Origin of the sequence: Hamadaea flava (assembly GCF_024172085.1) — a bacterium.
In the GTDB taxonomy this organism is placed as follows: Bacteria; Actinomycetota; Actinomycetes; order Mycobacteriales; family Micromonosporaceae; genus Hamadaea; species Hamadaea flava.
In genome coordinates this window covers 258,478-283,337 of sequence record NZ_JAMZDZ010000001.1, presented here as the reverse complement: position 1 = coordinate 283,337, position 24,860 = coordinate 258,478, and the positions used below count along the sequence as shown (strand labels likewise).

Genomic DNA, 24,860 nt, shown 5'->3' with positions numbered 1-24,860 from the left:
CGCTGATCCACTGGCCGGGCAATACTGGCGGCATGAATATCGTGGCCGTGATCGCCGCGACCCTCGCGGGCCTGCTCCACGTGCTCATCTTCGCGATGGAGTCGCTCCTGTTCCGCCGACCCGACGTCCACCGCCGCTTCCGCACCGCCGCGTCCGATGTGGATGCCGTCCGCCCGTGGGCGTTCAACCAAGGTTTCTACAACCTGTTCCTCGGGATCGGGGCGATCGTCGGAGTGTTCCTGGCCGACACCCCCGGGCGTACGCTGACCGGCTTCGCCTGCGCCTGCATGCTCGGCGCGGCGATCGTGCTCGTCGCCGGCGAACGCCGGATGGCTCGCGCCGCCGTGATGCAGGGGTTCCTCCCGCTCGTGGCGTTGGTCGCCCTCGCCTTCTAACCTTCGCTTCTCGGGACGCCGTTCTTTGAAGCGGATCAGGGATATGCATGCTTCCCAGGCCCAAGATCGCATGCATATCCCTGATTTGCTCGCTTCCGCCTTCCGCCGAGCGGGCCGGTGAGCAGGGCGCCGATGGCGCCGAGGAGTCCGCGAGACCGCTCCCGCAGTATCGGACATTCAGTGCGAAAGTATCTATAGCCCGATAGGGTACTTAGGACGCCTTTCACCAAGATCGTGGCTGGCGCTCGCCGGGCCCGGCATGCTCCGGGTACTCTGCCGACACGTCCTGCTGGGGAGGGCAATACGTGGCGCGCGTGGTACTCGTCGCCGGGGTGGCGCTGTGCGCCCTCGGCGTACTCGGCATCGTCCTGCACCTGGTTCGCCGGGGCCGCTGGCGTACGTTGCGTTCGTCTGCCGAGCTCTACCAGCGCGCCCGGCTCACGCTGACCTCCGCTGTGGACACCACCGTCGTCGGGCAGACCCCGGTCGACCGGTCCGCCGAGGTCGATCGGGCGGTCGAGATCGGACAGCAGGCCCTGGACGCGTGGAAGTCCGCCGGGACGCCGCCCACCTCGGCCGCGCTGCGGGTCCGGGTCGCCGGACTGGCCCTGGCGTACGCCGACGACCTGCGTGACGCGGGCCGCGCCGAAGCAGCGCTCGCCCATCTGGCTGCCGCGCAGCAGGTGCTGGCCGAACGCGTCGACGCCGACCCCGTCCGGCACCGGCCCATGCTGGCCGACGTGCTGACCGCGACCGCCGCCGCCGAGGCCGACCTCGGGCACGCCGACGAAGCGCTGCGCCTCGACGGGCGGATCGTGCCGCTGCTGCGCGACCTCGCCCAGGACCGCCCCACCGCGTACGCCCGGCAGCTCGGGCTCGCCCTGGCCGCCGAGGCCCGGCACTTTCACGAGATCGGCCGCTCGGCCGAGGCCCTGGCCGCCGCTGCCGAGGCGACCGCGCTGCTGCGTACCGCCGACCGGGCCGCGCTCGCCTCGGCCGGGGCCGGCCACGCGGCGATCCTGCTCGCCGCCGGCCGTGACGAGGAAGCCCTCGCGGCCGTCAACGAAGCGGTCAAGCATGGCGCCCAGGGCTTCGACGGGCATTCGTTCGAGCACTGCGTGACGCTGACCGTCCTCGGCCGATGCCTGCTGACCCTGGGCCGTACGCCGCTGGCCGAGGCTCCGCTGCGCGACGCGCTCGCCCTCTCCCGCGCCGCCGCCACCCGTCACCCGCATCGGGGCCGGTCCTGGCTCGCCGACAGCCTGACGGCCACGGCCGAGATGCTCACCGTCCTGGACCGCCCGGCCGACGCGGTCGCCGCCGCGCAGGAGGCGACCCAGCTCGCGCCGTCCGACAGCGGCCTGCAGGCCCGCGCGTTGTGGGCGTTGAGCGCCGCCCTGGTCGCCGACGGCCGCCCCGCCGACGCCCGCACGCCCGCCGCCGAGGCCGTCGAACTCTACAAGCGACTGGTCGCCGCGCGGCCCGGCCGCCATCACCGGGAGCAGGCCCAGGCCCAGGAACTTCTGTCACGCCTCTGAAGATCACACCCGGTTCACTCCAGCACCGCCGGGCGTCGCGGATCCTCCACGCGCACCACCAGATCCGCGGCCGTCACCGGTTCCACGTCCGTGTCATAGCGCTGGTACGCCGGAAGCCGCCACCGGTCGGCGTCGGCCGTCCGGCGGGCCAACGCCGCGGGGGACTGCTGCAGATGGACGGTCAGATCGAACGGCAGCCACCGGCCCAGCAGCAGCGCCCCGTCGACGATCACCACCCCACCGGGCGGCATCGTCACGTACTCGGCGCGGGTGGCCCGGTCGGTCACCGGATTCCACAGCGACGGCAGCACCCGGCCTGTTCCGCCCGGGTCGAGCGGTTCGAGCACTTCCCGCAGCAGCCCGCCGGTGTCGAGCCAGTCGTCGTAGTAGGCGTCCGGATCGGTCCGGCCGTGCTCGAACCGCAGTGACGCCGGGCGCAGGAAGTCTTCGGCCCGCACACGCAGCACCGGCCGCCCGCGGACGCGCAACGGCGCCACCAGCGCGTCGGCCAGCGTCTGCGGTTCGGCCGGGGGAGCGCCGTCGATCGCGACCCGGGGCCACGGCGCGTCCTGCGGAGCGAGGGTGGCGACGCGTTCGGCCACCTCCTCGACGAGCCTGTCGAAGGTCACCGGCCGGAATCGCACACCTCATTGTGGCGCGTCGCCCCGTCCTGGCTGCGCCCGGTCGCCCACGGTGCGAGAGTGGAACCCATGGAGTCCGTCGTCATCGTGGGCGCGTCCCTGGCCGGTGCCAAAGCCGCCGAGACGCTGCGCGCCGAAGGGTTCACCGGCCGGGTCGTGCTGATCGGGGAGGAGACCGAACTGCCGTACGAACGGCCGCCGTTGTCCAAGGGTTACCTGCTCGGCAACGACCCCCGCGACGGTGGGCAGGTCCACGACCAGCCCTGGTACGCCGAACAGAACATCGACCTGCGGCTGGGCACCCGGGTCGTGGCGGTCGACCGGCACGCCCACACCGTGGCGCTGGCCGACGGCCAGTCGGTGCCCTACGACCGGCTCCTGCTCGCGACCGGCTCCCGCGTACGCCGGCTCGACGTGCCCGGCAGTGAGAACTCCGGGGTCCGCTATCTGCGTACCCTCCCGGACTCCGACCAGTTGCGCGCGGATCTGAAGCCTGGCACGCAGGTCGTGGTGGTCGGGGCGGGCTGGATCGGCCTGGAGGTGGCCGCGGCCGCGCGGTCGCACGGCTGCACCGTGGCCGTGATCGAGACCGAGTCGCTGCCGTTGCGCCGGGTCTTGGGCGACGAGCTGGGCGGTCTCTACCGTGACCTGCACGCGGGACATGGCGTCGAGTTCCACCTCGACAGCGGCGTACGCGAATTCGGCGGCCTCGACGGGCAGGTCACCGACGTCGTCCTCACCGACGGCACCGAGATCCCGGCCGACCTCATCGTGGTCGGCGTCGGCATCCGGCCCGCCACCGAACTGGCCGAGGCGTGCGGCCTGGACCTCGACAACGGCATCGCCGTCGACTCGCACCTGCGCACCAGCGACCCCGACATCTTCGCGTGCGGGGACGTCGCCGCCTGGAACAGCCGCCTCGTCGGCTCCCGCATCCGCGTCGAGCACTGGGCCAACGCCCTCAACGGCGGTCCCGCCGCGGCCAAGTCCATCCTCGACCGCGACGAACCCTACGACCCGGTGCCGTACTTCTACTCCGACCAGTACGACCTGAGCATGGAGTACTCCGGCTACGTGCCGCTGCACGGCTACGACCGGATCGTGGTGCGCGGCGACCTCACGGTGAAACCCGACGGGACCGCACCGGAGTTCCTCGCCTTCTGGATCTCCGGCGAACGGGTCCTGGCCGGGATGAACGGCAACGTCTGGGACGTCGTCGACCCGATCCAGGACCTCGTCCGCGCCGGCTACCGAGGTCAGCGGGTCGACCTGCGCAAACTAGCCGACCCCACCGTCCCCCTCACCGACGTGCTCTAGAACTCGCGGACGTAGGCGACGTGCTTGCGATCCACCGCGAATCCGGCCGCCTCGTACACGCCCAGCGCACCGGTCGGGTTCGCCGCGTCCACGCCCAACGCCGCCTGGTCGTAACCCTGCTCGGCCGCCGCTTGCAGGCAGGTCGCGATCAACGCCGACGCCAGCCCCCGCCGCCGGTACGCGCGCAGCGTCCCGATCGTCGAGATCCACGCCTCCCGCCGGCCCGTGGCCACCTCGTCGGCCTCGAAGAACGCCGTCAGCAGGAACGCCACCATCTCGTCGTCCGCACCGGGGGACCCGGCCAGCGCCACGTAGGACAGCTCCGGCACGAACGCCCGCGTCCCCGTGTACCACTGCTTCCACGACTCCTCGTCCTGCGGCGAGCTGCCCCAGTGGTCGGCGAACGACTCGTTGCGTACGCGCAACGCCGCCAGATCGTGCCGCGCGTGGTCGAACCCCTCCACGCGTACGCCCTCCGGCAACACCGGGGCGGGAAGCTCACCGGACAGCGACCGCTGCATCGTGAAGAACCACCGCTGCGGCACGAACCCCGACGCCGTCAGCAGCCCAGCCTTCACCGTGTTGGCCTCGTGCGCCTGCACGTGCAACTCCATCGGCGCGTCCGGGAACCGCGACCGCGACACCACCGGCGTCGTCTCGATCGCCCACTCCGTCAACCGCCGGCCCAACCCCTGACGCCGGTACTGCGGATGCACCACACCGTCGAAGTACACCCGGTTCACCGGGTTGGCCGTCGCCCGGTTCCGCAGCAGCCCCGCCGCGACCATGACGTCGCCGTCCCACCCGGCGAGGGTCCCCAGCTCCAGCGACACCAGCGGATCCGCCAGCTCTTCCGCCAGATCCTCCGCGTCGTAATGCTCCCCGGTCTTGTCGACCTCCTCCGCCCGCGCGCACAGCAGCGCCCACGCCGCCGCGTCCTGATCCGTCAACTGCGTCCACCGCACCGTCATGTCGCGCAGCGTAGGTCCGCCCCGGACCGCCCGGCGACCGAATTAGGCTGAACCCATGCAACTCACCGTGACCGACGCGCCCGAACGCGAGCGATTCGAAGCCCACGACGGCGACGAGCTCGCCGGATTCGTCACCTACCAGCTCACCGGCGCCATCATCGCCTACACTCACACCGAGGTGCTCCCGGAGTATGAGGGCAAGGGCGTCGGCTCCACGCTCGCCCGCGCCGTCCTCGACGACGCCCGCGCGAAGGGCCGCACCGTCGTGCCGATCTGCCCCTTCATCCACGGCTGGCTCGACAAGCACCCCGAATACGAGGAAATCGTCGCCCGGACCACCCGCAAGGTCCGCTAGTCCGCCCTCGATCACTTTCGGTAGCTGTACGGTTACCAAATGGGATTGATCGACCCGAACTCCTCGCCGGAGACGATCAAGGTCCACGGCGCCCGCGTCCACAACCTGCGCGACATCGACGTCACGATTCCCCTGCGCAGACTCGTCGCGATCGCCGGCGTCTCCGGCTCAGGCAAGTCATCGCTCGCCCTGGGCGTCCTGTACGCCGAAGGATCCCGCCGCTACCTCAAAGCGCTGTCGACCTACACCCGCCGGCGACTGGCCCAAGCGCCCCGAGCCGACGTCGACTCCGTCGAACACGTCCCAGCCGCACTGGTACTCCGCCAACGACCCGGTACGCCCACCGTCCGCAGCACCTTCGGCACCTCCACCGAACTGCTCAACTACCTGCGCCTGATGTTCTCCCGCCTGGGCGCGCACCTGTGCCCGAACGGCCACCGGCAACAGCCCACCATCGACGTCGCCCAAGGACTGAACCTCACCTGCCCGATCTGCGGCGCGGTATTCACCCCACCCGGCGCCGAATCGTTCGCGTTCAACTCCGACGGAGCCTGCCCACGCTGCGAAGGAACCGGCACCGTACGCGAGGTCGACGAGAACACCCTCGTACCCGACCCCGCCAAGACGATCGACCAAGGCGCCGTCGCACCCTGGTCGATGTTCGGCCTGACCGTCATGCCCCAAGTCGCCGCCGAACTCGGCGTACGCACCGACGTCCCCTACGCCGACCTCAGCCCGGCCGAACACGAAACCGTCCTGCACGGGCCACCGATCAAACGAGAGATCCGAGTCTCCTCCAAGAGCGGCAAACTGTTCGACCTCAACTTCACCTACCGCAACGCCCGCCAAGCCGTCGAAGAGGCAGTCCGCAACGCCACCAACGAAAAGGGCCTCACCCGGGTCAACCGCTTCCTCAGCGTCCAGACCTGCCCCGACTGCCACGGCACCCGGCTCAGCGAACAGGCCCGATCCACCACCCTCGACGGTCTCAACCTCGCCGAAGCCACCGCGAAAACCCTGAGCGACCTCCACACCTGGATCCCGAACGTCCTCCAGACCCAACCGCCCGACCTGGCCCGCATGGCCCGCGACATCGGCGAACGATTCCAGGACATCGCCCACCGGCTCCTCGGCCTCGGGCTGTCCTACCTCAGCCTCGACCGAGCCAGCTCCACCCTGTCCACCGGCGAACGCCAACGCGTCCAGCTCACCCGAGCCGTACGCAACCAGACCACCGGCGTCCTCTACGTCCTCGACGAACCCTCGATCGGCCTGCACCCGTCGAACGTGGACGCGCTCATCGACATCACGCGAGACCTGCTGACCGACGGCAACTCCGTGATCCTGGTCGACCACGACACCCAGATCCTGCGCGCCGCGGACTGGCTCGTCGAAATCGGACCCGGCTCAGGCCCCCACGGCGGACGAATAATCACCACCGGCGACACCACCACCATCACCACCGACCCCGACTCGCTCATCGGCCCCTTCCTCAGCGGCCGCGAACCCGTCGTCGTGCGTACGCCAGCCACCGAGAATGAGATGTTCGACCTCGGACGCATCCAGCTCACGACCCGGCCACTGCACACCGTCCACGCGCTCGACCTCAGCCTCCCCGCCGGCCGCCTCACCGCGGTGACCGGCGTATCCGGCTCCGGCAAGACCACCCTCGTCCTCGAATGCCTCATCCCCGCACTGCACGCCCACGCCACCGGCACACCCACACCACCACACGTCGCCACCGTCGACGCCGGGCCGATCACCCGAGTCGCCACCGTCGACAGCACCCCGATCGGCGCCAACGTCCGCTCCACCGTGGCCACCTACAGCGGCATCCTCGACGAACTACGCCGCGCGTACGCAGCCACACCCGAGGCGAAAGCCGACGGACTCACCGCCGCCGACTTCTCCTACAACACCGGCTCCCTGCGCTGCCCCCGCTGCCAAGGCACCGCCGAGATCTCCCTCGACGTGCAATTCCTCCCCGACATCGACATCGTCTGCCCCGAATGCACCGGCTCCCGGTACGCACCCAGCGCCGACCGCTACCAGCACGCCGGCCTGACCCTGCCCGCACTCCTCAAACTCACCGTCGAACAAGCCCTCGACCACACCGGCGACCTGCGTACCACCCGCACCCGCATCCAGACCCTCCAAGACCTCGGCCTGGGCTACCTGACCCTCGGCGAAGCCACCCCCACGCTGTCCGGGGGAGAGGCGCAACGCCTCAAACTCGCCGCCGAACTCGGCCGCGACCAGCACGAAACCCTATTCGCCTTCGACGAACCCAGCGTCGGCCTGCACCCGCTCGACGTCCGCACCATGCTCGGCGTCCTGCAACGCCTCACCGCCAACGGCGCCACCGTCCTGGTGATCGAACACGACCTCGACATGATCGCCAACGCCGACTACGTCATCGACATGGGCCCCGGCGGCGGCATCGACGGCGGCACCCTCGTCGCCGCCGGCACCCCCGACCACCTCACCCACCAGCCCGACAGCCTCACCGGCCACTACCTAGCCCGCCACCTGGCCCGCCACGACCCCACCAGCCCGGCACACCAGCCGGTACGCACGACGGTACGGACCCACCGGACGGCGGCAAAGATCCGTACCCGTCCCGATGCCCAGCCACCCGGCGACTCCCTACCGTGAGGTCACCTCCAGCAACCGACCTCACCCACGGAGACCCCCGATGCGTCTGTACGCGACCGCCGCCACACTGCTGACCGCGCTCGCCCTCCTGGCCGGCTGCCAAGGCACCGACGACCCCAGCGCCGCACCCTCGGCCAACACCACCGTCGGACCGGCCGCGACCACCAGCACCGAGGCGACTCCGCAACCGTCCACCGAGGCCACCAGCACCACCGGAACGACCGGCTGCACCCCGCACGGCACCGTCACCGGCGGCGACGGCGACGGCGTCGCCCTGCAGTTCATGAAGGCCTGGCTCGGCTGCGACACCACCAAGCTGAAGAAGCTCACCAGCGACGCCGCCTACACCCAGATCACCAAACTCGGCACCCCGAACATCGACATGACCTGGACCAAAGCCACCTGCGACGGCGCGGCCGGCTCCACCTACTGCACCTACCGCAACAAACTCGGCTCCGACCTGATCGTCCGCAGCCGCAACGACGCCACCGACCACGCCATCACCGAAGTACGCCTCGACGCGACCGTCTACTACACCGACGCCGAGAAGTACGCCCGCGAATTCCTCGACGCCTTCGTCAACCACAACAAGCCCCGCATGCTCGCCCTGTCCTCGCAGAGCGTCGTGGACTCCGTCGTCACCGACGCCCCACCGGCCGGATACACCCTGACCCTGTCCCCGGACCCGCACTGGGTCTACACCGCCCAGTTCACGGCCACCGGCGAATACTGGATCGTCACCATCCACAACCCCCTCGGCAAAGCCCACGCCGTCACCGCCTTCGGCAACGCCGGCTGACCCAGCCCGCAGCGGTCGCCACCGACCCCGCCAGGGAAACCAGACCCGCCGCCCACGCGTACCCCCGTCGCGCGGGCGGCGTCACCGTCTCACCCCACGCTAAGCCAGCTGCTTGAAGAAGAACGTCGTCGGCCGCAACACACCCGACGGATCCGCCGAATGCGCCGGCATCACACCCAGCTCCGTCCACCCCGCCGACCGATACAAACCCTCCGCCGGACTATCCGTCTCCGTGTCCAGCACCAGCAACGACACCCCGAGACCCGGAGCCGCCGCCTCCACCGCGCCCAGCAACCCCCGGCCGATCCCACGACCCCGCGCCCACGACGCCACCATGAACTTCGCGACCTCCGCCCGATGCCGCCCGTTCGGATACTCCAGCTCCAGCTTCAGCTGAATCGTGCCGACCACACCGGACGACTCCCACGCGACCCACAGCACCGTACGCCCAGCCGCCACCTCAGGCTCCACCCGCGACCACCACGTACGCGCCTCCACCAGCCCGAACGGCAGCAGAAACCCCATCGACGCCCCACCGGCCACCGAGTCCACCAGCACCTCAGCCAGCCCGTCGACGACCGCACCGAACTCGCCAGCGACGACCCGAACAACCTTCACGACCGCATGCTAACCAAGATCAGCAGTGGGGGAGAGGCCCACAACCAGCTCCGCCACGACCTCACCCACCGGACGCACCCCGTCCACCACCAACCGCTGACCCCGCCACCGCTCGAACGCCGCCCGACGGCGTACCACCGAATCCCACGACGGCTCCGGCAGCTCGGCGTACCGGCGACCACGGGCCGCCAACCGTGCCTGATGAACCGCCTCATCACGGCACACCACCTCGACGAACCGCACCGGCGCCGCCATCCGCGTACCCAGCCCGACCCACTGCGCCCGCGCCTCGACCGCGTCGTTCACCGCGTCCACGACAACCGGCAGCCCGGACTCCAACGCCCCTTGCGCGACCGCCTCCGCCACCACGTACGCCGCCAAACCGGTCGGCTGACCAGAGTCCACCCCTGCTCGCAGCATCGCCGCCTCGATCGGATCCACCGAGACGACGACGGCCCGCAGTACGCGGCTCAGCTCGACGGCGACGGTGCTCTTGCCGGAACCGGGCAGTCCGCACATCACAACCAGCATCGGCCGATTATCGCGGCCCGTTAGTTGATCATGTTGGCCCGGCCGGGGAGGCTCGAATCCCGTCCGCGTACGCGCGGAAACCCGCCCCATACTTTCCGGCCCATCCGGTTACGAATTATTGGATTACCGATATTCGTAATTCAGATATCAATGATTGGGGTCCGAACGTGGAATCCTGCTCGGATATGGGCCGCCCATAATGACCGTTATGGGCGCGCATGACGTGTGGGACGACGACCGTCCCGGTGGGGGCGCGAACCAATAATTCGGCCCCAAGATCACGACCCCGGCGGTCTCCCACTCCCTGCGGAGCGATCTCCGGACGCCCACGTACGCTTCCGTGTCGCCGATGGGTATCCCCTCCACCGGAGATCACCGGGCCTCGGGCGGGCGCGCCGACCGCCGGCCAGGCTCCGAAGCCCGATGTTGATCTCCGATATGCCCTCTGACCTGCTAAAAGGCTCTCAGATGGCCGTAGAGCGCCGAAATCCTCCGAGGTAGGGGTAGACCTGGGGTCAAATATGCCCAAAAGCTCCGTCCGGGATTGTCTGGGGGGGCGCTGTAGGGTCATGCCCCATGATCCAGATCGCCGTCGTCATCGTCGTCGACCCGGCCGGCCGGGTTCTCCTGCAACTGAGGGCGCCCGACGCGGTGAACTTCCCGGATCTGTGGGGGCTGCCGGGCGGTCACGTCGAGGCGGGCGAGTCGCCCGAGGAGGCGGCCCGCCGGGAGCTGCTCGAGGAGACCGGGCTGCGGCCGGAGCAGCCGTTGGAGTTCTTCTCGCGTGAGGTCGTGCCGGAGCGCGAGCTGGAGCGGTTCGTCTACACCGTCGCCACGTCGGCGTCGGCAGACGACTTGATCCTCGGCGAGGGTGTGGCGTTGGTGTTCGCCGAACGAGAGTCCATCTGGGACGGCCGAGCCTTCGTCCACCTGGACGCAGACGTCCTAGGAAGATTCCTCGCCGACCGTCCAACTGATGAGGCCCGTCCAACTGACAGCGCGACGAAGACTGCGTTGCTGGTGGTCCCGCAGTGGCAGGGTTCGTCGCGTTCGGACGCGCGCCGGTTGGCGGTCGGTGCCGGGTTGATCGCCGGCCACTACCCGGCGTTGGAACATACGTTCGTGGAGGTGCCGGACGGCGTACCAGTCTGGTCTGCTGTGGAGCAGGTCGCTGCGCGGACGGCGCGGGCGGTCGCGGAGCTGGGTGGCCGGTTCGTGGTGACGGTGGGCGGGGATTGTTCGGTGGACCTCTCCCCTGTGTCGGCGGCGTCGGAGCGGTTCGACGACCTGGTGGTGGTGTGGTTCGACGCGCACGCGGACTTGAACACGCCGGAGTCGTCGCCGTCGGGGGCGTTCCACGGGATGGTGTTGCGGACGTTGCTGGGTGAGGGTCCGCCGGGGTTGGTGCCGGGGTGTCCGTTGCGGCCGGATCAGGTGGTGCTGGTGGGTGCGCGGGATCTGGACCCGGGTGAGGTGGAGTTCGTGGCGCGGTCGGGCATTGCGGTGGTCGCGCCGGAGGATGTGCCGGCGGCGGTGGGTTCCCGGCGGGTCTATGTCCATGTGGATCTGGATGTGTTGGATCCGTCGGTGTTCGGGTCGGTGGGTTTCCCTGCGCCGGGTGGGTTGTCGGAGGCTCAGTTGCTGGGCGCGCTGCGGGGGTTGGTCGCGGAGTGTGAGGTGGTGGGGGCGGCGGTGGCGGAGTTCATGGCGGTCTCCCCCGCCGATGCGTCGGCGGGGGTTGTGTGGTCCGTCGTGGACGAGTTTGTGGGGGCGGCGCGGTTCCGTTCGTCCGGTTAGCTTGTACGCCGGGAGGTGCGGTGGAGTTCTTCACGGTGAATGGGGTGCGGCTGGCGGCGGAGGTGTCGGGTGTGCCCGGGGCGATGCCGTTGGTGTTGTTGCATTCGGGTGGTTCGACGAGGTCGTCGTGGGATTCGGTGGCTCCGGCGTTCGCTGGGTCGCATCGGGTGTACGCGGTGGACATGCGCGGTTATGGGGATAGTGATCGTCCGGGGGCGTACTCGTTCGAGTTGATGCGGGATGACGTGCTGGGGCTGCTGGATGTGCTGGGCGCCGAGCGGGTGGATGTGATCGGGCATTCGCTGGGTGGGACGGTGTCGTGGCTGGTGGCGCAGGCGCAGCCGGGTCGGGTGCGGCGGTTGGTGATCGAGGACAGTCCGCCGCCTCGGGTTGGGGATATGCGTGGTGGCTCGCTGGGTCCGCCGCCTGCGGAGGAATTGCCGTACGCGTGGGAGGCGTTGGTGGCGGTGATGGGTCAGTTGGCTGATCCGGATCCGGCGTGGTGGGATCGGTTGGGGTTGGTGTCGGCGCGGGTGTTGTTGCTGGCGGGTGGGTCGGCTAGTCATGTGCCGCAGGAGTTGTTCGCGGTGGCGGCGGCTCGGTTGGCGGATGCTCGGGTGGTGGAGATCCCGATGGGTCACCATATTCATCGGGAGGCGTTGGCGGAGTTCCTCGCGGTGGTGGTTCCTTTTCTGACCGCGCCGGAGTGACGGTTAGCGGGTGACGGCGTCGAGGACCATGCGGCGGATGGTGTCCATGGGGTCGTCGTCGGTGTAGGACAGGGCGTTCTTGGTGGCGGCGAGGGCGAGGCCGTGGGCGGGGGCCATGGCGGCGATGCTGCCGCCGCTGCCGTCGTAGCCGATCCAGGTGTCGTCGATGACGCCGAAGCCGAGGGTGAAGGCGCTGGGGCCGCCGAAGGTCCAGTCGGTGCCGTGTACGGCGGTGGTGGTGGCGGTCTTGAGCCGGTCGGGTGTGATGAGTTCGCCGGTGAGCAGGGCGCTGTAGAGGCGGGCGGCGGCTCGGGCGGTGACGGTGCCGACGGCGGGGATGTCGGCGCGCAGGATGGCTGGGTTGTTGCCGAGTGTGGCGTCGGGGCGTACGCCGGGTGGCGAGGCGGCGGCGACGTTGGGTGCGTATTGGCTGAGGTGGGTGAAGGCGTCGGCCCAGCCGTGGTCTTCGAGGACGGCGAGGCGGGGTTGGTCGCTGTCGGGTACGCCGAAGAGCAGTTCGCCGCGTATGCCGAGTGGGGTGGCGATGTCTTCGTCGAGGATCTGGCTGAGGGTGCGTCCGGTGGCGCGGCGGATGGTTTCGCCGGTCAGCCAGCTGTAGGTCCAGGCGTGGTAGCCGTGGCGGGTGCCGGGTTCCCAGGTGGGGTGGGCGTCGGCGAGCAGGTGGCACATGTGGTGCCAGTCGGTGAGGTCGTCGGGTGTGGTGTCGGTGGGCAGGGTGGGTAGTCCGGCGCTGTGGGTGAGGACGTGCCGGAGGGTGATGGTGTCTTTGCCGTGCTGGGCGAATTCGGGCCAGACGTCGGCGAGGTGGAGGTCGTCGTCGAGGTGGCCGTGGTCGGCTAGGTGGTGGATGGCGGCGCCGGTGAGTCCTTTGCCGATGGAGAAGGCGAAGAAGGGGGTGTCGGGGGTGACGGCTCTCCCCTGTTGGTCGGCGTGTCCGGCGACGGTGTCGAGGATGAGTTCGCCGTGGTGGTAGGCGGTGACTTGGAGGCCGGTTTCGCGGCCGGTGGCGGTGAGGTGGTCGAGGTAGGTCTGGATGTGGTGGTGCAGGCTCATGACATCTCCCTAATAGCTCTAGGTTCAAACCTAACACGTCTAGGAAACCGTCGCCATGATATAACAGTGCTGTTAGACCATGGGAGGGGACGCGCATGGGGATGCTCGACGTCGGCGACGGCAACCGGCTCTACTGGGAGGTGCTCGGCAACCCCGACGGCAAGCCCGCGGTGTGCCTGCACGGCGGGCCCGGCTCGGGCGCCGGTCCCTTCTGGGCGCGCAACTTCGACCTGACGCAGTACCGCGTGGTGTTGTTCGACCAGCGCGGCTGCGGGCGCAGCACGCCGAACGTAGCCGACCACGACACCTGCCTGGCGACCAACACGACGGCGCAGCTGATCGCTGACATCGAGCGGCTGCGGGAGCATCTGGGCATCGACCGGTGGCTGGTCTACGGCGGTTCGTGGGGGTCGACGCTGGGGTTGGCGTACGCCGAGGCGCATCCGGCGAGCGTGTCGGAGCTGGTGCTGTTCAGTGTGGTGACGACGACGGCGGCCGAGGTCGACTGGGTGACCCGGCAGATGGGGCGGATCTTCCCGGCCGAGTGGGACCGGTTCGCCGGGCACGTGCCGGCCGCCGAACGCGACGGGAACCTCGCGGCGGCGTACGCCCGGCTGCTGAGCGACCCGGATCCGCAGGTGCGGGCGGCGGCCGCCGAAGAGTGGTGCCGATGGGAGGACACCCATGTCGCGGTCCTGTCCGAACCCTCACCCGATCCCCGGTACGCCGACCCGAGGTTCCGGCTGCAGTTCGCCCGGCTCGTCACGCACTACTGGGCGAACGCGGGCTTCCTGCCCGACGGTCGCCTGCTGGCCGACGCGGTGAAGCTGAACGGGATTCCGGGCGTACTGGTGACCGGGCGCGCGGACGTGAGCGGGCCGCCGGATGTGGCGTACCGGCTGGCGCAGCGCTGGACCGATGCGGAGCTGGTCATCGTCGGCCCGGCCGAGCACGGTTCGGGCCATCCGGAGGTGACCCGGGTGCTGCGGGAAGCGTTCGCGCGATACGCGCAGCGGTGACGGACAGCTGCCGCGGCGTCGGCAGCAGCCGCAACGTCTCGTCGATCTCCCGTTCGGCCCAGGCCCGGTCGTCGTCGGCCGTGCCCGGATCGGCGGCGATGCGGGCCTGGTGCAGCAGGAAGTTGAGCCGGTCGGCGAGCAGCATCGTGTAGTCGGCGGGACCGCGGATCCGGCCCGGTCCCCCGGCGTCCACATAGGCCGCGTAACAGGCGGGCATCCGATCCTCGGCGGCGGCATCCGAGGTGGTGGTGAACCAGGCGTACAGGGTCTGGATCAGCTCGCGGGCGGGTTCGGCCGGGCCGACCTGATCCCAGTCGAGCACCACCAGGTCGCCGTCCGGTCCGGTTTGGACGTTCTCCGGGTGCAGGTCGCGATGGCACAGCCGCAGCGCCGCCGGATCGGGTGGGGCCAGCGCTCCGGTCAACTGCGGCAGGTCTTCGGCGAGCCGGGCCAGCCGGTCCGACCAGGGCCGCCCGCCGAACGCCGCGAACTCGGCCGCGTCCGGCGCCTCGTGGTACCACGCTTCCTCACCGCCGGCCTGAACGCTCGAGCCGGGAGGGCGGACGGAGGGCCCGCCGAAGGCGGGTGGGGCGCACGAATGCAGCCGGGCCAGCAACTCCCCGAGCCGTTGCGGCGTGCTGGGCGCGTCGGGGTCGATCGGATGCAGGTCCACCCAGTCGTAGAGCCGGAGGACCCCGCCGCCCGGGGCGGGCACGAGCAGCCGCCCGTCGGCGGCCGGGTGGGTCGCCGGTACGCGTACGCCGGCGTCGGCCGCTCGCCGGGTCAGGTCCAGTTCGGCCGCCAGGCGGCCGTCGGGCGGCGCGTCGAACGAGTGCTTGAGGGCGTACTGCCCGGCCGGGGCGCGTACCCGCCAGATACGGCCGAGCGCGCCCCGGGGTCCGGGTGTGACGGTGACCTGCGGGCCCCACCCGTAGGCGGCGTACGCCGTGGTGAGCAGCGGATCGGTCACCTGTCCAGTATCAGGCCAGGTTGTGCTCGGCCAGGGTCTTGTTGAGCTCGGCGGTCAGCTCGTCGCCGGTCATCTCCTCGGCGCCGAAGATCTGCGGCGTCTGGCCGGGCAGGTGGATCAGCAGCGTCGGATAGCCGGGCACGCCGAGTTCGCGTACCTCTCGCATCTCACGCAGGGCACGTTCCTGGACCTCGGGGCTGGCGAACGCGGCGGCCGCCTGCTCGGGGTCGAGGCCGAACTGGGCGGCGAGTGCGCGGTAGGTGTCGGGGTCGGACAGCGAGCAGCCGTCCAGGAAGAACGCGGACTGCATCGCGCCGGCGAACTCCAGGGCCCGGTCGGGGTCCTGGAGGCTGAGCGCGATCAGCCCGTACGCGGGACCGTGCGAGTCCATCGCGAAGCTTCCCTCTTCGACCAGCGCGCGGTAGCCGGGTCCGAAGACGGCGCCGAGCGCCTCGGTCACCTTCTCGTTGGAGGTGGTGGTGAAACGCAAGGCGTCGAACGGCTTGATGCGGTCGCCGACGCGCATGCCGGCCGACAGTACGCGGACGCGGACGCGGTCGGCGTTGTCGTGCGCGAACTTGTGCAGCGCGGGGGCGAACCCGTAGCACCATCCGCAGTAGCCGTCGAAGGCGTAGGTGAAGGGGATCATCACCCCGCGTACGGTAATCGAAACCCGGCGTCTACATAACCCGGTCTTGTACGAGAAGATAGCCGCCGTAGGCGAGGCAGGCGAGGTTCGCCAGCGTGAACACGGCGATCCACAGCCCGGCCGGGACGCCGGTGATGCGGGCCAGCTGGTCGGGGTCCGAGCCGGTTCCGCCGCGACGGCGGCGGCCCCGCAGTTCCAGCACCGGTTTGACGCCGCCGATCAGCAGGAACCACACCGCTACATAGGTGATCGCCGCCTGGGTCTGCTCGGCGGCGTAGTAGGACACCGCGAACACGACCGCGCCGGTGACGGTCACCGACAGCAGCCCGAACCAGTTGCGGATGACCAGCAGCACCAGGAACAGCAGGATCAGCGCCGTCCACAGCAGCAGCGTGACCCGGCCGGTCGCGAGCACCGCCGCGGCCGCCAGGCCCAGCAGCGACGGCATCAGGTAGCCGGCCGACAAGGTGAGGATCATCCCGAGACCCCGGGGCTTGCCGCGGGCCAGGGTCAGCCCGGAGGTGTCCGAGTGCAGCCGGATGCCGCGCAGCTGCCGGCCGGTCAGCACCGCGACGAGCGCGTGCCCGCCTTCGTGGGTGATCGTGATCAGGTTCCGGGCCAGCCGCCACACCGCGGGGATCAGCACCGCCGCGAGCGAAGCGACCGCGGTCGCCAGGATCAGGCCGGACGCCGGGGGCGGCTGGATGGCGGTGAAACGGTCCCAGAGATCGGTGAGGCTCACGGCGGCGGAGCCTACCGCAAGTCGCTCAGGTTTCCTTGGGGACCATCGCCACGACCCAGGCGGCGTGCACGCCGAGGAACACCAGCAGGCACAGCAGCACCGCCTAGACTCGGCCGGTGACTGATCTTGTCCTGCCGGCCGGCTACACCGCCCGTCCCGTCCAGACCGCCGACGTCAGCGCGCTGCACGCGCTGGTCCAGACCTGCGAACGGCGACTGCACGGGTACGCCGAAAGCGACGCCGACGAGATCCGGGCGGTGCTGGGCCGGCCCGGGCTCGACCCGGCCACCGACACGGTGCTGGTGACCGCCCCGGACGGCACGGTCGCCGCGTGGGCGTGGATGAACCGCCGCAGCGACGCCGACGTCCACCCCGCACATCGCGGCCGGGGCATCGGGACGGGGCTGCTGGACTGGATCGAACACCGCGCAGGCTCGGCCGTGATCAGCCAGACCGCCCCCGACGGCGACCACGCCGCCGCCGGGTTGCTGCGCTCGCACGGCTGGACGCCCATGGTGACCTCCTGGCAGCTCGCGATCGCGTTCGACGAGCCGCCCGTGGTGGACGCCCCCGGCGGGATCACCCTGCGACCGTTCCAGCCCGGCGACGAGCAGGACGCGTACCTGGTGCTCGAAGACGCCTTCGACGAATGGCAGCAGCGGCGCAAGTCCTACGAGGAATGGGCGATGCTGACCGTCGGCCGGGACGCGTTCGACCCGGCACGGTCGGTCGTCGCCGCCGACGGCGGGCAGCTGGTCGGCGTACTGCTCGCGCTGGACCTGCCCGGCATCGCCGACGGCTACATCGAACGGCTCGCCGTCCGCGCCGACCACCGGGGCCGGGGGTTGGCCCAGGCGCTGCTGCGGGCCTGCTTCGCCGCGTACCACGCGGCCGGGCGGCGCTCCTGCGTCGTGTGGACGCACTCCGACACCGGGGCGCTCGGCGTCTACGAACGCGCGGGGATGACCGTACGCCGCAGCTCGACCGTCTACCGCAACGCTCCCGCGCCGTCTTAGCGGCGGCTCTCCTGAGACCACTCCCTAGAGGACGGCGCGGATTCTGGCCGCGACGTCGTCGGCCTCCTCAGGCGAGCCGTACTTGGTGCGGGGCCAGAAGAACCCGCGCAGCCCGTCGCCTTTGCTACGCGGCACGACATGGGTGTGCAGATGCGGGACGCTCTGGGAGACCACGTTGTTGACCGCCACGAAGCTGCCCTGCGCACCCATCGCCGACTGCACCGCGACCGCGATCCGCTGCACCTGCTCGAAGTACGGGCCGACGTCGGGCACGGGCAGATCGGCCAGCACCGCGATGTGCTCCTTCGGCGCCACCAGCACGTGCCCGGGGAACAACGGGCGGATGTCGAGGAACGCCGTCACCAGCTCGTCGGCGTACACCACGGCCGCCGGTTGCCGACCGGCGGCGATCTCGCAGAACAGACAGGTCGCCATCGGCCGCCAGCCTACGCGCCCACCCATCCCTCCCCCGCCCCTCTCGTTGATCATGGAGTTGACCGTGGTGTCGGCGGGGTGTGTCGACACCGGAAACCCCATGATCAACGCCCGGGCCGCCGCGTGGTGGCCGCAGGGCTGGCGGGGGAAGCGGGGCGGGGCGGCGTTCGTATGCTGGCGGGATGACTGACACGCCCATCGGCCGATTCGACGCGGCCTGGCCCGCGGCCGAGCGCCCCGAGCTGCTCGCCCCGCCGGTGGCCGCGGCCCTGTCCGGCTGGGAGCACGCCGCGTCGGTGCTGGTGGTCGACACCGACCCGGCCAACGCCGACACCGCCGTCTTCGGCGAGGTGTACGCGGTGCCGCCGGAGCAGTCGGCGAACTGCGTCGTGGTGGCCGGACGGCGTGGTGAGAACACCACGTTGGCGGCGTGCGTCGTGCTGGCCAGCACCCGGGCGGACGTCAACGGGGTGATCCGCAAGCGGCTCGACGCGCGCAAGGCGTCGTTCGCGCCGATGGACGACGCGGTGGCGCAGACCGGAATGGAGTACGGCGGCATCACCCCGATCGGCCTGCCCGCGTCCTGGCCGCTGCTGGTCGACGCCGCCGTCGCGAGTACGCCGTGGGTCGTCATCGGCAGCGGCCGGCGTCGCGGCAAGCTCCTCGTGCCCGGCAAACTGCTCGCCGAACTGCCCGGCGCCGAAGTGCTCACCCTCGCCGGCTGAGCAACCCTTCGCCGGGCGGAGCGCTTGCCCGAGCCGGTTGAGCAACCGCTCGCCGGGCCGCCGCGCGGGCCGCCAGGGGGCGTGATCGTCGGACTTCCGGAGGCGGAGCGACGTATCGCCGGTCCGTCGCCTGGAGACGGACCAGAAGCCCACCGCAGAACACCTGCCAGCAGGACAGGAAACGTCGCCGATGAACGGACCGTCAGGCGGGGCGCATCCGGTACACGCACGTCCGATACGGCATGTCGACGGCGTCCCGCCCGGCCAGGTCGGGGTGCGTACCCGCCAGCGTGGTCAGTTCTCGCGTCAGCCGGGCCTGTTCGGCGGCGTCGGCGGTCAGGTAGTAGGAGCGGGACCGGGCCAGGTCGACCAGCGCCGCCGGCGGGATCGCCACGGTGTGTTCGAACATGCCCGGTTCGAGGTCGGTGAACCAGGGTTCGACCGGCCCGTACTGCCAGCCGTCGACCAGGCCCCAGCCTTCGTGGCCGACGATCCCGGAGAACGCCGCCACCCACGGCGTACGGTCGTCGCGGATGTTCCACATCGGAGCGAACACGCCTTCGTCGCGGAGCACTCGGCGGATCTCCGGCAGCGCCCGCTCGGGCGTGAACCAGTGGTACGCCTGCCCGACGAGGACCGCGTCGACGGAGGCGTCCGGCAGGGGGATGTCCTCGGCGGACCCGGCGAGCACCTCGGTCCCCGGCAGGCGGGTTGCGGCCACCGCCCGCATCTGGTCGTCCGGCTCGACAGCGACCACCTCGTGCCCGGCCGCTCGCAGCGCGGCGGACAACAGCCCGGTGCCCGCCCCCAGGTCCAGCACCCGTGACGGCCGGTCGCCGGGAGCGCCGAGCGCCCAGGTGATCGCCGTCAGCGGGTAGGTGGGCCGGATCGTGTCGTAGAGCCGGGCGGCCGAGCCGAAGGACAAACCTGGCGTGATCATGCTTCGGAGCGTACCGGGATCTGCTGGGTCGCGGCGCGGGCCGGAGCGGTCGCCCGCCGGTGGACGGCGGCCGCGCCGAGCAGCGCGGCGACGGTGACGGCCGCGCCCAGCAGTTCCACCCCGCCCAGCCGCGCGCCGGTGGCCACCGCCACGAGCAGCGCGATGATCGGGACCAGGTTCATGAACAGCACCGCCGTCGTGGCGCCCAGCGAGCGGACGGCGACCGTCCAGACCAGGGCGGCGACGACCGAGCCGATCACGGCCACGTACACCAGGTGCGGGGTGACCGCCCACACCGCGGTCAGGGTGGGCAGGTGCGCCAGGCCGGTGACGTCGGCCAGCACGGTCACGGCGAGGGTCACCGCCGCGCCGCCGATCATCGTCAGGGTGGTGTACCGCAGCGGGCTCCAGCCGGGGAACTTGCCCGCGCCGTAGGTGAAGATCGACCAGCCGAGCGCGGCGCCCAGCGCCATCAGGTCGCCGAGGCCGAACGCGCCGAACCCGCCGAGGTGTCCCTTCGTGATGACCAGGGCCAGTCCGAGGAGGGCGGCCACGGCCAGGGCGAGGATCGCCGGGTGGGGGCGTACGCCGTCCAGGGCCCAGCGCAGCAGCTGGGTGAGGATCGGCGAGGTGGCCGCCACCAGGGCGACGTTCTGCGGGGACGTGTAGCCGAGCGCGACGATGAGCAGGATGCTGAACGCGGCGAACCCGGCCGCGCCGTAACCGGTGGCGGCGAGCAGCCGGCCGTCGAAGCGCAGCGCGGCGCGGCCTTCCCGCCACACCAGGACGATGGCGATGACCAGCGCCCCGAGGGCGAACCGCAGGCTGCTGAAGTGGTACGCGTCCAGCTGCCGCAGCGCGGCGGCGAGCACGCTGAACTGGACGCCCCAGATGAGTACGGAGGTGAGGGCGGCGGCGCGGCCCATGGCGGTTCCCCTTCCAAGCCAGGTATTGTTCGAGAAGAACCGAACAAGCTGAGCCTAGGATCTTGTTCGAGAAAAGTCGAACCATCGACGTGGTGAGGACGATCACGTGACTTCCGCCGTGCACCCCGACGAGCCGGCCCTGACCGAGGTGCCGGTCACCGCCGTGCTGTTCGCCCTGTCCGACCCGGTGCGCCTGCAGATCGTGCAGACCCTGTCCGGCGGCCACGAGTACGCGTGCGGCCACCTGTTCCCCGACATGCCCAAGGCCACCCGCTCCCACCACCTGAAGGTGCTCCGCGAGGCCGGCCTGACCACCACCCGCCGCGAAGGCACCAGCAAGTTCGTCCGGCTGCGCGCCGGCGAGGTCGCCGAACGCTTCCCCGGCCTGCTCGACGCGGTCCTGCCCGACCCCGCCGACGCCCTGCCGGCCGCGCCCGACCCGGCCCGCTGACCCGGCCGTGAATCACCGGAGGCTGATCAGTCCCATCGGGGAACGATCAGGTACCTAGGGACACGACACACCGGTCGATCACGACCACCAGTTCATGATCGCGCCGTCAGAACCTTCTCGATGCGCACGTGGCCGCCGCGGCGCTGGTAGCCGTATCGGGCGTTGATCGCCAACATCGGCGCGTTCTCCGCGTCGTTGCCCGCGCGCAGGGTCGCCACGCCGAGGTCGCGGGCGTATCGGATGGCGGCGCGCTTCAAGGCTGACGCGACGCCCCGGCCGCGCCACCGCGGCAGCACGCCGGTGAAGTCGTGGTTCATCGTGCCGACCTCCGGCTGGGACGACACGATCGCCAGCCCCACCGCCTCGCCATCGGCGAACGCCAGGAACGCGCCGTCCGCGCGGAACGACCGCCGGCTCAGCACCGCCTGCTCGAACTCCGCGTACGGCCGCCGGACCGCGGTGCGCGATCCCGGCATGTCCGGCACGGTCCGCTCGTGCACGTCCCACAGCATGCGCCGGGCCGGCTCGTCGTCGCCCAGCGCGGCCAGGGTGGTCACCAGGACACCCGGCGGGTCCGGCTGGTCGAGCAGCCGCGCGTCCACGTCGGCCACGCTCAGATAGGAGTGGTACGCACGACGCACTATCGCGTATCCGTGACGGATCGCGAAGGCCGTCCCGGCGTCCTCGGCGACGCTCGGGACGACCCCGCCGAGCCGGGTCGCACCGTGCTCGACGGCGAACTGCTCCACCCGGGCCAGCAACTGGGAACCGATGCCGTGGCGGCGGCGGGCGGCGGTCACCACGACGTCGACCTGGAACAGGCCGTCCGGGTTGGCCGGTTCGCGGATCGCGTTGCCGTACGCGACGACGCCGCCGGACTCGGCGACCAGGTACACGGCGATCCGCCCGGCCGGGGCGGTCCGGTGCTGTTCGAGGATGTCCTGCGTGGGCACCGGACGTCGCCAGATCTCGCCGACGAGCCCGGCCACGGCTTCGGCGTCGGCACCGGCGGCGTACGCGCGGATGAGCGTCACACTGCGCAGCGTTGTCCGGTTGCCGATGCTTGGCAAGTGGAATCATCGGGGGCATGCAGACAGTCACGTTGAACAACGGCGTCGTCATGCCGCAGCTCGGTTTCGGCGTCTGGCAGGTCCCGGACGACCAGGCGCACGACGCGGTCGCCACCGCGCTGCGGGCCGGCTACCGCAGCGTCGACACCGCCAAGCTGTACTTCAACGAGGAAGGCGTGGGCCGGGCGATCGCCGAGTCCGGGATCCCGCGCGACGAACTGTTCATCACCACGAAACTGTGGAACGACGAGCACGACCACGACAAGGTGCTGCGAGCGTTCGACACCAGCCTGCGCAAGCTCGGCCTGGACTATCTGGACCTCTACCTGATCCACTGGCCGGTGCCCCGCCAGGACAAGTACGCCGAGGCGTGGCGCGCCCTGGTCGAGTTGTACGAGGCCAAGCGCGTACGCGCGATCGGGGTCTCCAATTTCACCCAGACGAATCTCACGCGGATCATCGACGACAGCGGTGTCGTCCCGGCCGTGAACCAGGTCGAGCTGCATCCACGGTTCAACCAGGCGGCGCTGCGGGCGTACCACGCCGAGCACGGCATCGAGACCGAGGCGTGGAGCCCTCTCGGGCAGGGCAAGGGGCTGCTCGACGACCCGGCGCTGGCCAAGATCGCCGACGCGCACGGGCGTACGCCGGCGCAGGTGGTGCTGCGCTGGCACCTGCAACTGGGCAACATCGTCATCCCGAAGTCGGTGACGCCCGCGCGGATCGCCGAGAACCTCGACGTGTTCGGCTTCGAGCTGTCCGCGGCCGACCTGGCCGCGATCGACGGCCTCGACGCGAACGGCCGGATCGGCCCCGACCCCGACAAAATGAACTGGATGGGCTGACCGGCCCGCTGAGCAAGGTCAGCCCCGACCCCGACAAGACGCCGAGCCGATGAGACCGGATGGGCTGACCACACGGCAGGGGCGGCGCGGCTTGATCCGGGGAGGCAGACTGGACCTATGACAGCCCGCATCGCGCTGGTGGCGCTGGTCGACTTCCACGGCCGCATCCTCGTGCACCTGCACGACGACCAGGCATCCGACCGGCCCAACCGGTGGAGTCTGCCGCACGCTCGCGTCGAGGCCGGGGAGAGCCCGGCCTCGGCGGGCGTACGGGTCGCCGGGCAGGTCGCGCACGTGCCGGTCGACGGTGAGCTGGAGCTGTTCTGGTCCGGGTTCGCCCCCGGCTATCCGGTGCTGACCGTCGCGTTCTGCGGGCGCACGCTGGCCACGCCCGAGGATGTGGCGCAGGTCGTCGAGATCTCCCCCGCCGGTGAGCTGCCCGAGCCGACCCGGGTGCACAAGGTGTTCCTGCCCGGTGACGAGATCCTGTCCGGGCGGGCGTTCACCTTGGCGTCGGGATATGTGCTGGCCCGGTTCGTCGACTCGCCGCAGTATCAGCGACTCGCACCGGGGGCCGCGCTGCCGCCGTATCTGCCGGGCCTGGCCTGACCCGGCGACCGCCGCCCGCACTAGGGTGAGGGCATGCATGCGATTGTCGTCGACGCCACCGGCGGTCCCGAGGTCCTGACCTACGCCGAACGGCCCGACCCGCGGCCCGGCCCCGGGCAGGCGCTGGTGAAGGTGGCCGCGTCCGGGGTGAACTTCATCGACGTCTACCACCGGGAAGGCCGCTATCCGCTGCCGTTGCCGCTGGTGCCCGGGTCGGAAGGGGCCGGCGTCGTGGTCGAGGTCGGCGACGGGGTGACCCACGTGGCCGTCGGCGACCGGGTCGCCTGGTGTTCGGTGCCCGGCAGCTACGCCGAACTGGCCGTGGTGCCCGAGCGGGCGCTGGTCCACGTACCGTCCGGGGTGGACTTCGAACTGGCCGCCGCCGCGATGCTGCAGGGCCTGACCGCGCACTACCTGACCCGGTCCACGTACGCGGTCCGCGAAGGCGACCAGGTGCTGGTGCACGCCGCCGCCGGTGGCATGGGCCTGCTGCTGACCCAGTTGATCAAACTGCAGGGCGGGCGGGTCATCGGCACCGTGTCCACCGAGGAGAAGGAGAAGCTCGCCCGGGAAGCCGGCGCGGACGAGGTGATCCGCTACGACCGCACGCCGTTCCCCGAGCAGGTCAAGGAGCTGACCGGCGGCCGTGGGGTGGACGTCGTCTACGACGGGGTCGGGGCGTCCACGTTCGAGGGCGACCTGCAATGCATACGCCCCCGGGCGTTGATCGCCCTGTTCGGGGCAGCCAGCGGCCCGGTGCCGCCGTTCGACCTGCAACGGCTGTCCGGCCTCGGCTCCCTGTTCGTCACCCGGCCGACGCTGTCCCACTACGTCGCCGACCGAGACGAGCTGCTGGGCCGGGCGCACGACCTGTTCGGCTGGATCGCCGGCGGGCAACTGCGGATCCAGGTATCGCAGCGATACCCGCTCGCGGAGGCCCGACGTGCCCATGAAGATCTCGAGGGACGGCGTACCACCGGGAAATTGATCTTGACGGTGTGAGCCGGAGGCGCCGCGCGAGGCACGACTCGCGCGGCGCCGGCGAGCGAAAGCACGGTGTCC

At 70.8% G+C, this 24,860-nt stretch carries 27 protein-coding genes; 15 read left to right on the top strand and 12 right to left on the bottom strand.

Annotation, left to right across the window (positions count from 1 at the left end; translation table 11 throughout):
• The first annotated feature begins 32 nt into the window (after positions 1-32).
• Complete coding sequence (locus tag HDA40_RS01455) at positions 33-395, top strand: DUF1304 domain-containing protein (RefSeq protein ID WP_253750469.1); 363 nt, start codon at positions 33-35, stop codon at positions 393-395.
• Positions 396-700: 305 nt separating this feature from the next.
• Entirely contained in the window at positions 701-1,933 is a 1,233-nt protein-coding gene (locus HDA40_RS01450) for a tetratricopeptide repeat protein (RefSeq protein ID WP_253750466.1), read from the top strand.
• 14 nt (positions 1,934-1,947) lie between these two features.
• Here the strand turns inward: HDA40_RS01450 and HDA40_RS01445 are convergent, their stop codons facing one another.
• On the bottom strand, positions 1,948-2,577 hold the full coding sequence (locus HDA40_RS01445) for a nucleoside/nucleotide kinase family protein (RefSeq protein WP_253750463.1): 630 nt from the start codon (positions 2,575-2,577) through the stop codon (positions 1,948-1,950).
• A 66-nt stretch (positions 2,578-2,643) separates the two neighbouring features.
• On the opposite strand from HDA40_RS01445, the gene HDA40_RS01440 reads away from it, so the two are divergent.
• Complete coding sequence (locus HDA40_RS01440; protein WP_253750460.1) at positions 2,644-3,891, top strand: NAD(P)/FAD-dependent oxidoreductase; 1,248 nt, start codon at positions 2,644-2,646, stop codon at positions 3,889-3,891.
• Here HDA40_RS01440 and HDA40_RS01435 read toward each other — a convergent pair.
• On the bottom strand, positions 3,888-4,862 hold the full coding sequence (locus tag HDA40_RS01435) for a GNAT family N-acetyltransferase (RefSeq protein ID WP_253750457.1): 975 nt from the start codon (positions 4,860-4,862) through the stop codon (positions 3,888-3,890). The two genes, HDA40_RS01440 and HDA40_RS01435, sit on opposite strands and share 4 nt — an antisense overlap.
• Positions 4,863-4,917: 55 nt before the next feature.
• On the opposite strand from HDA40_RS01435, the gene HDA40_RS01430 reads away from it, so the two are divergent.
• From HDA40_RS01430 to HDA40_RS01420, 3 genes are read left to right on the top strand one after another with little or no spacing between them, the layout of a single operon-like run.
• Positions 4,918-5,217: a GNAT family N-acetyltransferase gene (locus HDA40_RS01430; RefSeq protein ID WP_253750454.1), complete on the top strand. Its 300-nt coding sequence runs from the start codon at positions 4,918-4,920 to the stop codon at positions 5,215-5,217.
• 39 nt (positions 5,218-5,256) lie between these two features.
• Complete coding sequence (locus tag HDA40_RS01425; protein ID WP_253750451.1) at positions 5,257-7,872, top strand: excinuclease ABC subunit UvrA; 2,616 nt, start codon at positions 5,257-5,259, stop codon at positions 7,870-7,872.
• Between the two features lie 40 nt (positions 7,873-7,912).
• Positions 7,913-8,671: a hypothetical protein gene (locus tag HDA40_RS01420; protein WP_253750449.1), complete on the top strand. Its 759-nt coding sequence runs from the start codon at positions 7,913-7,915 to the stop codon at positions 8,669-8,671.
• Positions 8,672-8,770: 99 nt separating this feature from the next.
• Here the strand turns inward: HDA40_RS01420 and HDA40_RS01415 are convergent, their stop codons facing one another.
• Positions 8,771-9,289 (bottom strand): GNAT family N-acetyltransferase, encoded by a 519-nt coding sequence (locus HDA40_RS01415; protein ID WP_253750446.1) that lies wholly within the window; start codon positions 9,287-9,289, stop codon positions 8,771-8,773.
• A 9-nt stretch (positions 9,290-9,298) separates the two neighbouring features.
• Entirely contained in the window at positions 9,299-9,820 is a 522-nt protein-coding gene (locus HDA40_RS01410; RefSeq protein ID WP_253750443.1) for a P-loop nucleotide/nucleoside kinase family protein, read from the bottom strand.
• Positions 9,821-10,396: 576 nt separating this feature from the next.
• On the opposite strand from HDA40_RS01410, the gene HDA40_RS01405 reads away from it, so the two are divergent.
• A complete protein-coding gene (locus HDA40_RS01405) occupies positions 10,397-11,617 on the top strand; it encodes an arginase family protein (RefSeq protein WP_253750441.1) in 1,221 nt (406 codons plus the stop codon).
• 20 nt (positions 11,618-11,637) lie between these two features.
• Positions 11,638-12,327, top strand: coding sequence for an alpha/beta fold hydrolase (locus HDA40_RS01400; RefSeq protein ID WP_253750438.1), 690 nt, complete (start codon positions 11,638-11,640; stop codon positions 12,325-12,327).
• Between the two features lie 3 nt (positions 12,328-12,330).
• Here the strand turns inward: HDA40_RS01400 and HDA40_RS01395 are convergent, their stop codons facing one another.
• A complete protein-coding gene (locus HDA40_RS01395; RefSeq protein ID WP_253750435.1) occupies positions 12,331-13,401 on the bottom strand; it encodes a serine hydrolase domain-containing protein in 1,071 nt (356 codons plus the stop codon).
• A 95-nt stretch (positions 13,402-13,496) separates the two neighbouring features.
• Here HDA40_RS01395 and pip point away from each other — a divergent pair, with 95 nt between their 5' ends.
• Complete coding sequence (pip, locus tag HDA40_RS01390) at positions 13,497-14,420, top strand: prolyl aminopeptidase (protein ID WP_253750432.1); 924 nt, start codon at positions 13,497-13,499, stop codon at positions 14,418-14,420.
• On the opposite strand, the gene HDA40_RS01385 is transcribed toward pip, so the two are convergent.
• The 3 genes from HDA40_RS01385 to HDA40_RS01375 are packed head-to-tail and all read right to left on the bottom strand — an operon-like array spanning position 14,332 to position 16,781.
• On the bottom strand, positions 14,332-15,390 hold the full coding sequence (locus tag HDA40_RS01385; protein ID WP_253750429.1) for a phosphotransferase enzyme family protein: 1,059 nt from the start codon (positions 15,388-15,390) through the stop codon (positions 14,332-14,334). The two genes, pip and HDA40_RS01385, sit on opposite strands and share 89 nt — an antisense overlap.
• Before the next feature lie 10 nt (positions 15,391-15,400).
• On the bottom strand, positions 15,401-16,039 hold the full coding sequence (locus tag HDA40_RS01380; RefSeq protein ID WP_253763529.1) for a DsbA family protein: 639 nt from the start codon (positions 16,037-16,039) through the stop codon (positions 15,401-15,403).
• 31 nt (positions 16,040-16,070) lie between these two features.
• Entirely contained in the window at positions 16,071-16,781 is a 711-nt protein-coding gene (locus HDA40_RS01375; RefSeq protein WP_372502811.1) for a M50 family metallopeptidase, read from the bottom strand.
• A 116-nt stretch (positions 16,782-16,897) separates the two neighbouring features.
• Between HDA40_RS01375 and HDA40_RS01370 the strand changes: the two genes are divergently transcribed.
• Positions 16,898-17,797 (top strand): GNAT family N-acetyltransferase, encoded by a 900-nt coding sequence (locus HDA40_RS01370; RefSeq protein WP_253750426.1) that lies wholly within the window; start codon positions 16,898-16,900, stop codon positions 17,795-17,797.
• A 24-nt stretch (positions 17,798-17,821) separates the two neighbouring features.
• Here HDA40_RS01370 and HDA40_RS01365 read toward each other — a convergent pair whose 3' ends face one another.
• Complete coding sequence (locus HDA40_RS01365; protein ID WP_253750423.1) at positions 17,822-18,232, bottom strand: HIT family protein; 411 nt, start codon at positions 18,230-18,232, stop codon at positions 17,822-17,824.
• A gap of 182 nt (positions 18,233-18,414) precedes the next feature.
• Between HDA40_RS01365 and HDA40_RS01360 the strand changes: the two genes are divergently transcribed.
• Positions 18,415-18,957: a YbaK/EbsC family protein gene (locus HDA40_RS01360; protein ID WP_253750420.1), complete on the top strand. Its 543-nt coding sequence runs from the start codon at positions 18,415-18,417 to the stop codon at positions 18,955-18,957.
• 202 nt (positions 18,958-19,159) lie between these two features.
• Here the strand turns inward: HDA40_RS01360 and HDA40_RS01355 are convergent, their stop codons facing one another.
• Together HDA40_RS01355 and HDA40_RS01350 are read right to left on the bottom strand one after the other, a co-directional pair.
• Positions 19,160-19,897: a class I SAM-dependent methyltransferase gene (locus HDA40_RS01355; RefSeq protein ID WP_253750417.1), complete on the bottom strand. Its 738-nt coding sequence runs from the start codon at positions 19,895-19,897 to the stop codon at positions 19,160-19,162.
• Entirely contained in the window at positions 19,894-20,823 is a 930-nt protein-coding gene (locus HDA40_RS01350) for a DMT family transporter (RefSeq protein ID WP_253750414.1), read from the bottom strand. The genes HDA40_RS01355 and HDA40_RS01350 overlap by 4 nt, the downstream gene beginning before the upstream one ends.
• Positions 20,824-20,929: 106 nt before the next feature.
• Here HDA40_RS01350 and HDA40_RS01345 point away from each other — a divergent pair, with 106 nt between their 5' ends.
• Positions 20,930-21,274 carry an ArsR/SmtB family transcription factor gene (locus tag HDA40_RS01345; RefSeq protein WP_253750411.1) on the top strand — a complete coding sequence of 115 codons (345 nt, stop codon included), beginning with the start codon at positions 20,930-20,932 and terminating at the stop codon, positions 21,272-21,274.
• A 92-nt stretch (positions 21,275-21,366) separates the two neighbouring features.
• On the opposite strand, the gene HDA40_RS01340 is transcribed toward HDA40_RS01345, so the two are convergent.
• The gene (locus HDA40_RS01340; RefSeq protein WP_253750408.1) at positions 21,367-22,308 is read right to left on the bottom strand and encodes a GNAT family N-acetyltransferase; all 942 of its coding nucleotides are present in this window, start codon (positions 22,306-22,308) and stop codon (positions 21,367-21,369) included.
• Positions 22,309-22,361: 53 nt separating this feature from the next.
• Here HDA40_RS01340 and HDA40_RS01335 point away from each other — a divergent pair, with 53 nt between their 5' ends.
• From HDA40_RS01335 to HDA40_RS01325, 3 genes are all read left to right on the top strand, one after another.
• Positions 22,362-23,189, top strand: coding sequence for an aldo/keto reductase (locus HDA40_RS01335; RefSeq protein ID WP_253750406.1), 828 nt, complete (start codon positions 22,362-22,364; stop codon positions 23,187-23,189).
• Between the two features lie 117 nt (positions 23,190-23,306).
• Positions 23,307-23,798, top strand: a complete 492-nt coding sequence (locus HDA40_RS01330) for an NUDIX hydrolase (RefSeq protein WP_253750403.1) — start codon at positions 23,307-23,309, stop codon at positions 23,796-23,798.
• A 33-nt stretch (positions 23,799-23,831) separates the two neighbouring features.
• Entirely contained in the window at positions 23,832-24,800 is a 969-nt protein-coding gene (locus HDA40_RS01325; RefSeq protein ID WP_253750400.1) for a quinone oxidoreductase family protein, read from the top strand.
• Positions 24,801-24,860 lie beyond the last annotated feature (60 nt).